This window comes from Flavobacterium sp. N3904 (genome assembly GCF_025947305.1).
GTDB lineage: Bacteria > Bacteroidota > Bacteroidia > Flavobacteriales > Flavobacteriaceae > Flavobacterium.
Map to the genome: position 1 here is coordinate 3,625,708 of NZ_CP110009.1, position 14,919 is coordinate 3,640,626.

Sequence of the window (14,919 nt, forward strand, 5' to 3'; positions counted from 1 at the left end):
TAGAAAATAAAGATAACATTTCAAACTTCATTTACTACCAAACAAAACCACAATAACCTAAAAACCAAATAATTAATACTTTTTTTTTATTTATCTTTATATGTCATTTAAAATAAATTCCTAATGATTAAAACTGGTTTAACTAAAAACATGAAATGGAGTTTGGTTAACACTGCATGAACACTAAAAAACAATACAGTTTAAAAATTTTAAGTAACTATAAAAATGGAAAATAAAAAAATAATCACCGTATTTGGTGCAACAGGAGCACAAGGTGGAGGACTAGCCAGAGCTATCTTGGCAGATACAACTAGAGAATTTACTGTAAGAGTTGTCACTAGAGATGTCAATTCTGAAAAATCAAAAGCATTCTCACAATTAGGAGCAGAAATAGTTGAGGCCAATATTGATGATGTAAAAAGTATCAAAAAAGCTTTAGAAGATGCCTATGGCGCTTACTTTGTTACTTTTTTCTGGGAACACTTCTCTGTAGACAAAGAATTGCAAGAAGTAAATAACTTTATTGAAGCTGCAAGAGAATCTCATTTGCAGCACATTATTTGGTCAACTTTAGAAGACACCAGAAATTGGATGCGATTAGACGATGACATAATGCCTACTTTACAAGGAAAATATAAAGTCCCCCATTTTGACGGAAAAGGAGAAGCAGATCATTTTTTTAGAGAAGCTGGATTACCCACCACCTTTTTACGAACTTCCTTTTATTGGGACAATTTTATTCATTTTGGTATGGGACCTCAAAAAGGAGAAGATGGAAACTATTATATCGCATTTCCGATGGATGATAAAAAACTAGCGGGAATTGCTGCAGAAGATATTGGCAAATGCGCTTACGGAATATTCCAAAAAGGAAAAGAATTAATTGGAAAAACTGTTGGCATTGCAGGTGATAAGTTAAATGGCAATGAAATGGCCGAAAAACTATCAAAAGCTTTAGACAAAAAAGTACTTTTCAATCCGGTAAGCCCTGAAGTCTACCGCAATTTAGGATTTCCTGGTGCCGATGATTTAGGGAATATGTTTCAGTTTAAAAGAGATTTTAATGACGATTTTAATGCAGCACGCAATGAAGCATTCGCAAAAGAATTGAATCCTGAACTCCAAAACTTTGATCAATGGCTTTCTGCTAATGCTTATCGAATTCCAATAACATAAAATAGTAGAAGCATAAAATTCAATTAAATACAAATCGTTATTTTAAAGCAAATTAATATACAACCTATTCCTAAAAGTGACCTCGTGATTTACGCAAAGGAAAATCTTTGTTTTAAATCGAACAGTAATCAATGGTATGATCACCTAAAAACACTAAATTTATTATGAAAAAGAAAAGCTAAGGAAACAACACCAAATAACAACCAATAGCATATGGATACGTTAACACATACACTTTTGGGAGCTGCAATTGGAGAAGCAATTCTGGGAAAGAAAATTGGCCGAAAAGCTATATTTTATGGCGCATTGATTAGTAATCTCCCCGACATGGATGTTCTAGGAGTTTTTTTTCTGAGTGATTCCCAACAATTATTATTCCATCGTGGCATCACACATTCTTTTTTCTTTATAATTCTAATTTCAATACTATTGGGATGGCTTACCCAATTTTGGATAAAAGATGACCGAGTAAATTGGATGAGTTGGACAAAATTATTTTTTATCACACTGCTATCTCATCTTCTATTGGATTCACTTACCTGTTATGGAATGGGAATATTTGAACCTTTTAGTAATTATAGATTATCATTCAACACCATTTTTGTAGCTGACCCATTTTATACATTACCTCTACTTGTTGGTGTTTTAGTCCCCTTTATTGGAAAAAGAGATTCAAAAAGAACATTAAAATGGAATACCATTGGCTTAATTATTAGTTCCTTTTATTTAATTTTTACCATCTTAATCCACAACTATGTTTTGCAGGTTATGGAACAATCCATGAAAGAACAAGAATTATCATTTGATCATTTTACTGTAACTCCTACTCCATTGAACACTTTTTTTTGGATGGGTTACTCCTATGATAAAGAAGGAACTTGGATTGGTTATTACTCGATTTTTGATAAAACAAAAAAAATAGATTATTTCAGAGTAGATCGGAAAGATTCATTACTCATTCCATATAAAAAGGATGAAATGCTAAAAAATCTAAAGCAACTCTCAAATGGAAACTTTGTCATAACTAAGGATGATTCTAACCTTTATTTTAACGACATCCGATTTGGACAAGTTAGCGGATGGAATAATGCCAATGATTCTTTTGCTTTAAGTTACAATCTCAACAAAAATGCAGATAATAAAAGAGCTTTGAATAGATTAAAATATAAAGAATCAACCTATGATTGGTTGGTCTCATTAATAAACAGAATCAAAGGAAAACAACATTAAAAATAATTCCAAAACTAATGTTAGAACGAGTAACACAAACGCCAATTTGTCAAGAAAACAATAACTATCAAGAAAAGGAAACTCTTGTTCACAGCGGAGAAGATTATTTTTTGCGTGCCCAAAACATTATTTTAAATGCTCAATCAGTGATTCACATTCAAATGTACATCTTTGAAAATGATGCTACTGGTATAGAAATTATTAATGCTTTAAAAAAAGTAGCGAAACAAAATGTAAAAATCTATATTCTTCTTGACGGGTTTGGTTCATACTCTTTTCCTAATGTAATATTGAAGGAACTAACTCAGTTGGGAATTAACATCCGTTTCTTTTCTCCTTTTTTTTCCGGAAACAATTTTTATATCGGTCGAAGATTGCATCATAAAATAATTGTTGCTGATGGAACTATAGCTCTTATTGGTGGAATCAATATTTCAAACAAATACAGAGGGACAACAACAGAGAGTCCTTGGCTTGATTATGCCATCCAAATAGAAAACAACAAAACAGCAATACAACTAGAACAATTGTGCCAAAACATCTACTTTAAACACAAAAGAACACATAGGCTAAATTTCCAATCAGTTTTCTATTCGAATAAAAAATCAACTGTTACCGTTCTACAAAATGATTGGCTGAAGAGAAACAATCAAATTACTATCGCTTATGTAAAGTCAATTCAAAAAGCACAAAAAGAAGTCATAATTATTGGTTGTTATTTTTTACCAGGTCGAAGATTTACAAAAGTCTTAAAAAAGGCAGCCAAGAGAGGTGTCAAAATAAGACTTATTTTATCTGGAATTTCAGACATTCCTTTAATGCAACGAGCTACCTATCACTTATATTCCTCCCTTCTACAAAACAACATTGATTTATACGAATGGGACAAGTCCGTTTTACATGGCAAAGTGGCTTTGGTAGATAATAAATGGGCGACTATTGGCTCATTCAATTTGAATCATTTGAGCTCCTATGGAAGCATCGAAACAAATGTAGTAATAGAGTCCGCAAAATTTGCAAAAAATCTAGCATCCAATTTAAATACCGTCATTTCTCAATGCGAAAAAATTACAAGCGAAACTATTGAACGAAAAAGCAGTCTATTTACAATAATTGCAAACTGGCTTTCCTATCAGTTTGTGAGAGCAACTCTCATAATCATAACTTATATACCTTATAATAGGTTCTTGAACAAATACCGGGAAGAAAACTAAAAACAAATTAAGCAACTATCATGAATTGGCATTTACTTCCATTATCGGAAATTGCACAATTATTAAACTCTTCACCAAAGGGTTTGGATAGCATTACAGCTTCGGAACTTCTATTGGAATATGGAAAAAATCAGATAGAGGATCAAAAAAAGAAAACACCTTTGGTGATGTTTTTGCAGCAATTTACGGACTTTATGATTATCGTGCTAATAGCTGCTGCCATAATTTCCGGTATTTTAGGAGATCTAATAGATACCATCATTATTCTTGCGATTATCATTATCAATGCTATCATAGGATTCATTCAGGAATTTCGGGCCGAAAAAGCAATGGAAGCATTGCAAAATATGGTCGCAAGCACTGCACATGTTTTACGCGAAGAAAATCCAATTGAAAAACCTTCCTCTGATTTAGTTCCGGGAGACGTAATATTACTTGAGGCCGGAAATAGTATTCCTGCCGATATTCGTTTTTTGGAAACCCATCAAATCAAAGTAGATGAATCAACACTAACCGGAGAATCACATAATGTGGAAAAAACAGCAAAGAAACTTCCTGATGGTGATTATAGTTTGGGAGATAGAACAAACATGGGATTCAAAGGCACTTATGTTACGAATGGGAGAGCTCTTGCCTATGTGGTTGCAACTGGCATGAATACTGAACTGGGACGTATTGCCAAAATGATACAAAAAGAAGAAAAATCTACTCCTTTGCAAAAGAGATTGATTGCTTTTGGGAAAAGATTATCGATAATTATACTACTCATCTGTACAGTTATATTCCTAATTGGTTGGTTGCGAGGCGAAGTGGTTTTAGTCATGTTACTTACTTCAATTTCGTTGGCCGTTGCTGCCATTCCCGAAGCATTGCCTGCACTCGTAACCATTGCACTTGCTTTTGGCGCCAAACGATTGGCAAAAAACAACGCCCTGATCCGCAAACTGCCTGCCGTAGAAACATTAGGTTCAGTTACGTACATCTGCTCCGACAAAACCGGCACCCTAACATTAAACAAAATGACTGTTAAGGAAACATACGAAATTCAAAACACTTATTCCGATTTGGCATTGTCCCCCTCAAATAACTTGCTCAGTGCAATGGCATTGAATAATGATGTTTCAATAGATAAAGACGAAAAATGGCTGGGGGATTCTACCGAAGTAGCCTTGACTCAATATGCCCATAATAAAAATTACAAAAAAACTGCATTAGAAAAAGAATTTCCAAGAATAGCAGAGTTCCCCTTTGATTCAACCAGAAAATGCATGACAACATTACACCAAACGGAGCAAGGAATATTGGTCATAACAAAAGGTGCAGTCGATATGCTATTTGATAAATTAGATAGAAAGCAAAAAGAGCACATTTCTGAGATTGAAACCAAAGTGAATGAAATGGCCGACAAAGGATATCGAGTTTTGGGCTATGCAACGAAGTCGTTATCCTGCATTCCAGAAAAACTAAATACCGAAAACATTGAATCCTCATTAACCTTAATAGGATTTGCCGGAATGATTGATCCACCAAGAGAAGAAGTAAAAAAAGCTGTTGCGGAATGTAAACAGGCAGGGATTATTCCGGTAATGATTACTGGCGACCATAAACTTACTGCGAAAGCTATCGCAAAACAATTAGGAATCATCAGTTCTGAAGGTGATTTGGTTTTAAGTGGCCCTGAGCTTTCAGCATTATCTGAAACTCAATTTGAAAGTATTGTAGAAAAAGTAAGGGTATATGCGCGAGTTAATCCGGAACAAAAACTAAAAATTGTAAAAGCATTACAGGACAAAAATCAATTTGTTGCCATGACTGGTGATGGTGTGAATGATGCACCGGCACTAAAAAATGCAGACATCGGAATCGCAATGGGCATTAACGGCACCGAAGTTTCCAAAGAAGCTTCCCACATGATTTTATTGGATGATAATTTTGCCACCATTGTAAAAGCCGTCAAACACGGACGAAGAATATTTGACAACATTCTGAAATTCATCAAATATACTATGACATCAAATTCTGGAGAGATTTGGGCTATATTTTTAGCGCCTTTTTTAGGTTTACCGATACCATTGCTAGCCATACATATACTTTGGATAAACCTTGTTACAGATGGTTTACCCGGACTGGCACTTGTCTCTGAACCATCAGAGACAAATATCATGAGCCGACCTCCAAGAAGTCCAAAGGAAAACATCTTTGCAGGAGGAATGGCAATACACATTTTATGGGTAGGTTTTTTAATGGGGGCTGTCACTCTAGGAATGCAAGCATGGGCAATGCAATACAATAATCATTGGCAAACAATGGCTTTTACTGTATTGTGTCTGAGCCAAATGGGACACGTAATGGCTATTCGTTCCGAAAGGGAATCTATTTTTAAAATAGGTGTTTTTTCAAACAAACCTATGTTAGGAGCGTTACTATTGACTGTTGGATTACAAATGATGATTATTTACACGCCTTTTTTCAACACAATTTTCAGAACACAACCCTTAACTGTTTATGAACTTATCATTACCATTGCTGTTTCAAGCATCGTATTTTGTGCTGTAGAATTGGAAAAATGGACTAAAAGAAAGTGGAAATAAAATGGTTTAAAACCTCTTCCCGTCTTTTGCTCCATTTACAAAATACATTTTCATCATTCCTCTGTTTTTTACCTCAACCACTCCCCTATATTCACAATCGAAAAAATTATTTATTAAGTGGTATGTATTTTCAGAAATATTGATTTTTCCAGGAACTGAATTAGTTTCCATCCTCGAAGCTATATTCACAGTATCACCCCAAATGTCATAAGCAAATTTCTTGGTCCCCACCACTCCAGCAACTACAGGCCCTGAATTGATTCCGATTCGAATGTTGAAACGAGTATGATTGAGCGGATTTTCTCGATTGGAATGTTCAACAAATTCTACTATTTCCTGAGCCGCAAGAATCATTTTATAAGCGTGGTCTTCAGTAGGGAAAGGCAATCCACCGGCACACATATAAGAATCTCCAAGTGTTTTTATTTTTTCCAAATCATACTTTTCGATAATTTCATCAAATTTCGAAAAATAATAATCAATACTTTCTACTAATTTTTCGGGAGAAAGATTTTCTGCATATTGGGTAAAACCTTCAAAATCGGTAAACAAAACTGTAACCGATTCAAATCTTTTGGCCACAACTTTACCGCTTTCTTTTAGTTCATGTGCTGTTTCTTCAGGAAGAATATTCAAAAGTAAATTGTCAGATCTTTTTCTTTCTGCTTCAATAATAATATTGGTTTTTTTGATAAAACGATATCTTCTGAATAAACCTGCGGCCAGCAAGAAAACGAGTACCAATGAAACGATGGAAGAAATGGCAATTATTTTTTGGGTCCGCTTTTGTTGAATCATCAAATCGACTTCTGTTTGCTTCTTGGAGACTTCAAAATTAGTTCTCAAGTCGCCCATTTTCTCAACCTCTTCAAGATTTTTGATGCTGTCTCGATAGGTAATGTATTTTTTATAATAGGTAAATGATTCAGGTATATTTCCTGATTGTTGATACAATTCTGAAAGTCTTAAACTTGACTTTTGAACCTGATCTTTTAATCCTTGCTTTTGTGCAATGTCTAAACTTTGTTTGGCATAATCAAGAGCTATTTTCCATTCTTTTCGCTTAAAATAAATATCAGACATGTAGATGAGGTAATCTGATATGCCATAATAATCTTCTTGTTTTTCTAATACTGATATCGCTTTACTAATATTTTTAATGGCCAAATCGTCCCTCCCCTGTTTGGCATAAACCATACCAATATTCCCCAAAGTGTAAGCTATACCTGTATCATAATTTTTTTCCTTAAATATTGCACCAGCCTCTTCAAAGTAATTTAAGGCTAAATTGAATTTTAAATTTTTAGAATATTCATCTCCTGCATTCAATAATGCCGTTGCCAAGGAAATTTTATTAGTCATTTTTCTTAAAATTCGAATAGCTTTATCGTAATACAACTCAGTATTTTCAACATTTTCCATAGCAGAGTACACATCGGCAATACTCATATAGGAAGTTCCTTCGCCAGCTAAGTAGTCAGCTTTTATAGCAGATTTCACACTCTTAAAATAGGAATCTAATGCTTGGTTTAAATTTCCAGAAATTCTATTTATATCCCCTTTTTGATAATATCCTCTATATAAATACAAATAATTCTTTTCTTTCTTAGCAATTGTTATAAGTTCCTCAGAATATTGTAGAGCTAATTCGGCATTATTCGTCTCATTGAATGCCAAATTCCTCAATAATTCCATTTTATCAGAAGAATTGAGTTTCTTTTCTTTGTAAATCTTTACTAGACTATCCGCTATTTTTTGGTTTTGAGTATATACAGTAAATTGCTGAAAAAAAAGCATCCCTAAAAATATTGGGGATTTTTTTAGATAATTAAATACTCTTAATTCTATCATAGAATGTCTTCTAAATGGGAATAAAAATTTTAATGGCTAATCTGCAAATAAAGTCTACTAAAAAAAATCACATAATAGATTCAATTCTTATGGATTCGCTCTTAATTTTGGATCTATCAAATAGGACTTGGCAACATTGTTATAATGGACACTAAACTCTATTTTATAAATATTTAATGTTTTGGCCATTTCAATTTGGTCTTTAATCGTAGCCACCACTTTACTATGGCAACCTCCTGTGCCTAAAATAGTAACATCATCTTCCAGAAAACATTTGTCATTGGGATCATTCAAATCAAAGTCATAAACGATTCTGTCAATAGCTATGGAATAACCATTATCTGTAGTTGAACCTATCCATTCTACATTATGACCAAGATATACGTTTGACAGAAAATCTTGCACTTTTCCATTTTCTGCTATTCCATCATTATCATCTGATAAATTAGAATAATCGTTAATTTCTTCTTGGGATGGATTAGACATCTGATAGAGACTATTGGCATCAACAGTCAAAACTATCTGAACATTTTTACTCATAAATTATAGATTTAAAGATTAATGTATTCCAATAATTTATAGGCTTAAAAAAGAAATGAGGGAGGATAATTTGGTTAATTATTGACGTTTAATCAACACATTAGCCAAATTTACAGTTTTTATAATTAAAAATTAACAAAAATCGATAAAATACGGAAAGATAAGGTCTAATAACGGTATTTGAAAAAAATAAATAAAAAAGAAGCACTCAAAAGAAGTATTTTCTTAAATTTACAACATAACCTGTTGTTATTAAATACAGTACGTATATTTTCAAACGGACTTAACTATTAAAACTCAAGAAAATATGAACATCAACCAAGAACCTATTGACTGGAAAGAAATATTCGAACTGAAAAATATCATTCTTAATTTGGTTGGAGTTGCACTAATCACATTAGCATTAAAAGGCTTTATGATTCCAAATAAATTTTTGGATGGAGGAGTTATTGGAGCTTCTATTTTGATTCATGAGATTTCGCATATTCCTTTTGGTATTTTAGTACTGCTATTAAATATACCATTTTTATTTATAGGAAAAAAAGTACTCGGGATAACTTTTGCGATCCAAAGCCTAATCACTTTTTTGATGATAGCAGGTAGTATGACATTCATTGACATTCAGCCCGTGACCTCTGATCGTTTATTGATTGCATTATTTGGAGGATGCTTGATTGGAATGGGGATGGGTTTTGTCATTCGGAGTGGTGCTGCCGCTGATGGAATAGAGATTCTAGCCTTGTTCACAACCAGAAAGATTGGCCTTAATGTATCTGAAGTAATTTTTGGTATAAATTCAATTCTATTTCTTTCTGCAGCATGGTCTTTTGGCATAGGAACTGCTTTATACTCAATTGTCACCTATTTTTCGGCAGTAAAATCACTCGATTACATTGCCCACGGTATAGAACAATACACGTCTTTGCACATCATTTCATCGCAAAGTGAAGCTATAAAATCGCTTATTGTACAGCAATTTGGCAAAGGAATTACAGTCATTAAAGGAGAAAGAGGCTATTTACCTCATGCATTTCATGAAAAAACAGATTGTGATATTATAATAACAGTCGTAACCCGCTTGGAATTGTTGCGAATAAAAGAAGAAGTTAGTCAATTGGATCCGCATGCTTTTATGTACATACAATACATCAAAGAAGCAAGAGGTGGCATTTTAAGAAACAAGGCTAAGCATTAATACATGAAAAACTGGGATTTATTGTACCATACCATTATGAATTCTTTAAAAGAGAACTTAGCTCCTTTTTTAACTTATCATGATTGGAAACATACCGAACATGTCATCCGAATGGCTGAATATATTGCACATAAAGAAAACATATCTGACGAAGATATTCTACTTATAAAAACAGCCGCTCTATTTCATGATGCCGGTTTTATCAATTCTGTTTCTGATGGACATGAGGAAGAAAGCATACAACTAGCCAAAGACAAATTAACGCATTTTGGATACACTGAAAACGAAATTGAAATGATTGCAGGAATGATTAGAGCAACCTCCATTCCACAAGAACCCAAAACAAAATTAGAGTCCATACTAGCCGATGCCGATTTAGAATATCTCGGTACCGATAATTTTGAAAGCATTGGAACTAATTTATATTTAGAAATAAAACATACAAATCCAAATCTAAGCATTTTAGAATGGAATGAAATTCAAATAAAATTTCTTCAAAAACACCAATATCACACTTCGTATTGCATTCAATTCAGAAATCCCTTAAAATTAAAAAACCTTAGCATTCTTATTGAACAAAAAAATGAAAGCTAGCTTTTGAAAAATGAATCAAGCTTAATTACCTTATTTTTCTGATATTATTAATGATTTTTCTTGAAATCAATTATATTTACTTTTTGATATCTAAATTGGTGCATCAAATTTTGCTTTTTTTACTATCATTCCCTCAGCTTTATTAAAAATTATTAAATCCAATTATTATGAATGAACTCGAAGAACAACTTATTGACTTAGAAAGCAAAATCGAAAATCAAGAAATTATCAATCCATTGGTTTCTAAATCTTCAGTAGGTTGGCATATTGAGCATTCATTACTAGTTATGAATTTAGTAATTGAATCTATACAGAAATCAAATCCAGAGAATTACAAAAAAACATTTAACTTTAATCGAATTCTAGTTTTTACATTGAATAAAATTCCTAGAGGAAGAGTTAGAGCGCCAAAAGCAGTTCAACCAAAAGATGATTTAAAAACTGATTCATTAAAAATTCATCTTGAAAAGGCAAAAAGCAATTTGGATAAACTGAGTACTCTACCCGCAAACAGTTATTTTGAACATCCTTTTATGGGAAATTTGAATTTGAAACAAACTATCAAATTCGTTAAAATTCATACCCATCATCATAACAAAATTATAAATGCAATAATTGAAAGTATCAAATCTTAGTATAAAAAAAACGCTCAAAGTGATTTTAGCGTTTTTGATTCAAAAGAAAACTATTTACAATACTATCATTTTTGCATTAAATTTGACACTATTATAAACTGCTTGTACAATATAGGTTCCCGATGAAAGCATTGTATCTGTGCTAAAACTTAAAATATCTCCATCAACCTGATAGGCTTTTCCAAATATTTTGGATCCCAGCATACTGTAAATACTCACAGTGACTGAACTATTTATAAAGTTATAAAACTGGATATTAATTTGGTTGGTTGTTATTGGATTGGGAAAAATAGACATAAAATCCGTATTGGGATAATAAATCGATTTATCAGTTTTAAAAATTGGTAATTTTTCAAAAGATCCTCCCAGTACCGCATCCGATTGCGCTTCGGTCATACACAACCAATCTTGCATAATCGTGGCATAAATTTGTCTAAAGTCATACTGAAAAGGCACTTGATCATTTACTGTGGCTGCTTGTGGCAAATCTGGAGAAGTTCCAATCATACCTGTAACTGGATTTGGTGTTCCTTCGACAGTTCCTCTTCCTGTATTTAAGGCTGCTCCAAAAAAGAGTACTGGTGCACCAGAGCCGTGATCGGTACCTGAGCTGTCATTACTTTTGATTCTTCGTCCAAACTCACTAAAAGTCATTCCTGTAACAATATCTGCTTTTCCAATAATCTTTAAATCTTCTTGAAAAGCACCAATTGCCTGCGACAAAATACTCAAATTTTCGGCCTGTTTACCAAGTGTTCTATCGGAATCCAATACTTGATTCTCATGACTGTCAAATCCTTTGGGATGATTGACAACATATATTGGGGTTTGCAATCCTCCATTAATCAATTTGGCAACAATTCTCAACTGATCTGCCAATCCATTTTTATTCGGATATGTTGCAGATTGCGGTTTTGGAACATTATAAGCTTTCTGAATTGCTGCTCTGTATGCATTACTCTGATCCTTCATCAATCGCAAAAAAGTCAGTTCACGCCCATAATCTGAGTTGGGTGCTGGATCTGAAGTTTCGTTAATTACATTCAACAAATCCTCAGGTTTTTGAACACTATAGGCCATGTTTATTTTTGGCCCTTGTAAAGAAAAAGGTAATGTAGAACCTATTTGTATGGCTAATGGATCTGGATTATCAGCACTTGGATAGCCTTTTGGAAAACTTGGGTAAATAGTATCCAACGCTCTTCCCAACCAACCAGACTGCAAAGATTGGTCACTGTCTGATGCGGTAAACCAAATATCTGTAGCTCTAAAGTGGCTATAACTGGGATTTGGATAAGAAACTCCTTGCACAATCAACATTTTACCATTATTGTACAATTGTTGCATTTCTTTCATAGCGGGATGCAAACCGGTTGTTTCATTATAATGCAAAGGCAAAACATCCGTTTCTTTCATTAAAATATTGGAACGCGCATTGGTTAATTCGCTCCATTTGTCCCTTGGCAAGACCGTATTCAAACCATCATTTCCACCATTCATCTGAATAATAACTAATATTTTTCCACATCCTGCTGCAGCGTTAGCCAACAATTGTAAACTTTCACTCTCGATTTGAGACGAAGCCATAACCGGAATATGATTGAACACTAAAGGTATTGAAGCCGCAATAGCAGTTGTCTTTATAAATTTTCTTCTTTCCATTTTTGTATAAATTACATTAACTGATATTCAGCAAATTCAACAATCGTTAGCAACAAACTTCGTATTCTGGTTTTTACAATTTGTAGATTCATATTAGTTGGATCATTAATATAAGATCGCCAGGCACCTGACCAATAATAATCAGAATCTTGCCCCGTTAGTAAGGTTTGTGATTTGATCGTGTTTTTGGCATTAAGACTCAAATCAATAGGCAATAAATAGTTGATACATTCACTTACCAGTAAATTAGGGTCTTCGCAAGTGGCATTCGGAAACTGTTTGACAAACGCAATAACATCAACTTCAATTCTTGTAGTTAATCCGTTTTTTTCCATATCAAAACCATAAAACATGTATTCGATTAGACCATAACGCCTTTGAATCGAATTCGAATTGATCCAATACTCATGAAAAGAAGGTTTTTGATAAAAGGCTTGCCAGCCCGCCACATTCGGAATCGCACCCATGGCTTGTTGCATATCGTACATCGCATAATTGAAAGTATTCCAAAGATCATATTGTGCCTCATAATTGGTAGCATCAGACACATTGTAATTAATATTGAAGGTGCGCATTGTACCAACAATTACATCCAAGGGTGACTTGATATAAACACCTCTGTTGGCCATATCAAAAAAGTGTTGGCTTTTGAAAAGTTTATCTAGCACAGGCAAAATATTCCAATTGCTGGCTACAAAAAACTGTGCCAAAGGGACAATTACGTTTGCTTCTACATTGGCATCAATATCATAATACACAAAGAAACGGTACAAACGGCGGCAAATGTATTCGGAAACTACTTTCGATTTGGAAAAAATCATATCAATAAATAAATCCAATTCTGCTGCGCCCGTATTAGGAATTACTGTGTTATTGAAGAATGGTGAAAACCTTTTTAAACTGGTATCATGCAGTTTGTCAATAAAATTGGTAGATTCGGTATTGGTGTTCAAATTTTGAACTCTCCAGCCAGTAAGAACTTTGGCAGCTTGAATTACATCAGCTTCGGTATATTGACTGGCTTCCTCTTTCCCTAGTGTAAAAAGTTCCATGACTTCTCGAGCAAAATTTTCATCTGGTGCCGATTTGGTATTGGCCTGATTGTTCAAATAAAACATCATTGCAGGCTGAGTAGCCATAGTCCGAATCAATGTTTTGTAATTTCCAGTGGCATTGTCCCGAAACATTTTCATGTACTTATAACAAATACGGGCCGAATTTGTATTACTGAATTCATTGCTGGATTGCTTTATAAACTCAAAATCTATTGGAATAAAATGATACCAAAACAAAGTCATTTTTTCCCTAATTGTTATATCCTGATTAAACGCAAGTCCCAGCGACCAGGAAGCCAAACCTGAAGTTCTGTTGCCATTGGTATCACCACCGATATCATTTGTGGCAAACGCATCATTTGTCCAATCGGCGCCATAAGGCAGCCCATTTTCATCGGGCTTTACATTATTATAATGATTTACGGGAGGTATTGGAGGTGTTGCATCAACAGTCAAAATCAAATCTACTGCCCCATTCATTGAAAGTCCAAGTATTCTGTCAACGTCAGATTTTTTAAAACCAAAGCCTGTTCTTCTCAATAGATGCAAAGCTTCAGCAGTAGTCCACGCTCCGTTATAAGGTGCAAGTCCGCTTGTTACTGGGGTTACGCGCTCCGCCTCTGAACCCGGCTTCGCGGTAAGATCCCTCTTCGGATTAGTTAACGAAGAATATCGTCTGCCGTTATATATTTTACGCGAATATTTTTCGAATAAAGGATCTTTTTCTTGGACACCACCGAATAATTTTTTAAGTAATTTAGTCAATAAAGTACGCCTCGTTAAAGTAATGTTTCCCATAAAAAAATAATTTCAATATTTAAATACAAATAGCCAATTACCGTATAGTAACGGCAAATATATATAATTCGATATAACAGAAATAAAAAAAACCAAGAACACGTATTTCTACGTGATAGTAAAAAAAACACCAACCAAAAATGCAATTGTTCCTTTAAATTACTCAATTAGAACATAATAGCTTAAAATCTCTAAACTTGATGTTTTGAGCAAAAATATCACAACAAAACATTGGTAATCAGTCGATTTAAAGAAAAAATAAGTTAATTATAAGTACCTTAATATTTTTTATACGCAAAAAATATTGAATGATACCTTTTTATATTTGTAGTTTAAATCTATTATATTTACTGTCAAAAACGGATGTCTTTTATTTCA

11 protein-coding genes are annotated in these 14,919 nt (G+C 33.6%); 7 read left to right on the forward strand and 4 right to left on the reverse strand.

The features are described from left to right. Positions 1–225: 225 nt before the first annotated feature. From OLM57_RS15400 to OLM57_RS15415, 4 genes are all read left to right on the forward strand, one after another. The gene (locus OLM57_RS15400; protein ID WP_264564577.1) at positions 226–1,176 is read left to right on the forward strand and encodes an NmrA/HSCARG family protein; all 951 of its coding nucleotides are present in this window, start codon (positions 226–228) and stop codon (positions 1,174–1,176) included. 213 nt (positions 1,177–1,389) lie between these two features. Beyond that, positions 1,390–2,406: a metal-dependent hydrolase gene (locus OLM57_RS15405; RefSeq protein ID WP_264564578.1), complete on the forward strand. Its 1,017-nt coding sequence runs from the start codon at positions 1,390–1,392 to the stop codon at positions 2,404–2,406. Positions 2,407–2,423: 17 nt separating this feature from the next. Further along, positions 2,424–3,620 (forward strand): phospholipase D-like domain-containing protein, encoded by a 1,197-nt coding sequence (locus OLM57_RS15410; protein WP_264564579.1) that lies wholly within the window; start codon positions 2,424–2,426, stop codon positions 3,618–3,620. A 20-nt stretch (positions 3,621–3,640) separates the two neighbouring features. Next, positions 3,641–6,211, forward strand: a complete 2,571-nt coding sequence (locus OLM57_RS15415; protein ID WP_264564580.1) for a cation-translocating P-type ATPase — start codon at positions 3,641–3,643, stop codon at positions 6,209–6,211. Between the two features lie 6 nt (positions 6,212–6,217). Here OLM57_RS15415 and OLM57_RS15420 read toward each other — a convergent pair whose 3' ends face one another. Together OLM57_RS15420 and OLM57_RS15425 are read right to left on the reverse strand one after the other, a co-directional pair. Then, positions 6,218–8,062, reverse strand: coding sequence for an adenylate/guanylate cyclase domain-containing protein (locus OLM57_RS15420; protein ID WP_264564581.1), 1,845 nt, complete (start codon positions 8,060–8,062; stop codon positions 6,218–6,220). An 87-nt stretch (positions 8,063–8,149) separates the two neighbouring features. Further along, entirely contained in the window at positions 8,150–8,602 is a 453-nt protein-coding gene (locus OLM57_RS15425) for a hypothetical protein (protein ID WP_264564582.1), read from the reverse strand. A gap of 307 nt (positions 8,603–8,909) precedes the next feature. On the opposite strand from OLM57_RS15425, the gene OLM57_RS15430 reads away from it, so the two are divergent. From OLM57_RS15430 to OLM57_RS15440, 3 genes are all read left to right on the forward strand, one after another. Next, positions 8,910–9,797 (forward strand): YitT family protein, encoded by an 888-nt coding sequence (locus OLM57_RS15430; RefSeq protein ID WP_264564583.1) that lies wholly within the window; start codon positions 8,910–8,912, stop codon positions 9,795–9,797. A 3-nt stretch (positions 9,798–9,800) separates the two neighbouring features. Beyond that, positions 9,801–10,391 carry an HD domain-containing protein gene (locus OLM57_RS15435; RefSeq protein WP_264564584.1) on the forward strand — a complete coding sequence of 197 codons (591 nt, stop codon included), beginning with the start codon at positions 9,801–9,803 and terminating at the stop codon, positions 10,389–10,391. A 167-nt stretch (positions 10,392–10,558) separates the two neighbouring features. Further along, the gene (locus OLM57_RS15440) at positions 10,559–11,026 is read left to right on the forward strand and encodes a DUF1569 domain-containing protein (protein ID WP_264564585.1); all 468 of its coding nucleotides are present in this window, start codon (positions 10,559–10,561) and stop codon (positions 11,024–11,026) included. Between the two features lie 54 nt (positions 11,027–11,080). Here OLM57_RS15440 and OLM57_RS15445 read toward each other — a convergent pair whose 3' ends face one another. After that, on the reverse strand, positions 11,081–12,688 hold the full coding sequence (locus tag OLM57_RS15445; RefSeq protein WP_264564586.1) for a DUF1501 domain-containing protein: 1,608 nt from the start codon (positions 12,686–12,688) through the stop codon (positions 11,081–11,083). Positions 12,689–12,699: 11 nt separating this feature from the next. Beyond that, the gene (locus OLM57_RS15450; protein ID WP_264564587.1) at positions 12,700–14,541 is read right to left on the reverse strand and encodes a DUF1800 domain-containing protein; all 1,842 of its coding nucleotides are present in this window, start codon (positions 14,539–14,541) and stop codon (positions 12,700–12,702) included. Positions 14,542–14,919: the final 378 nt, after the last annotated feature.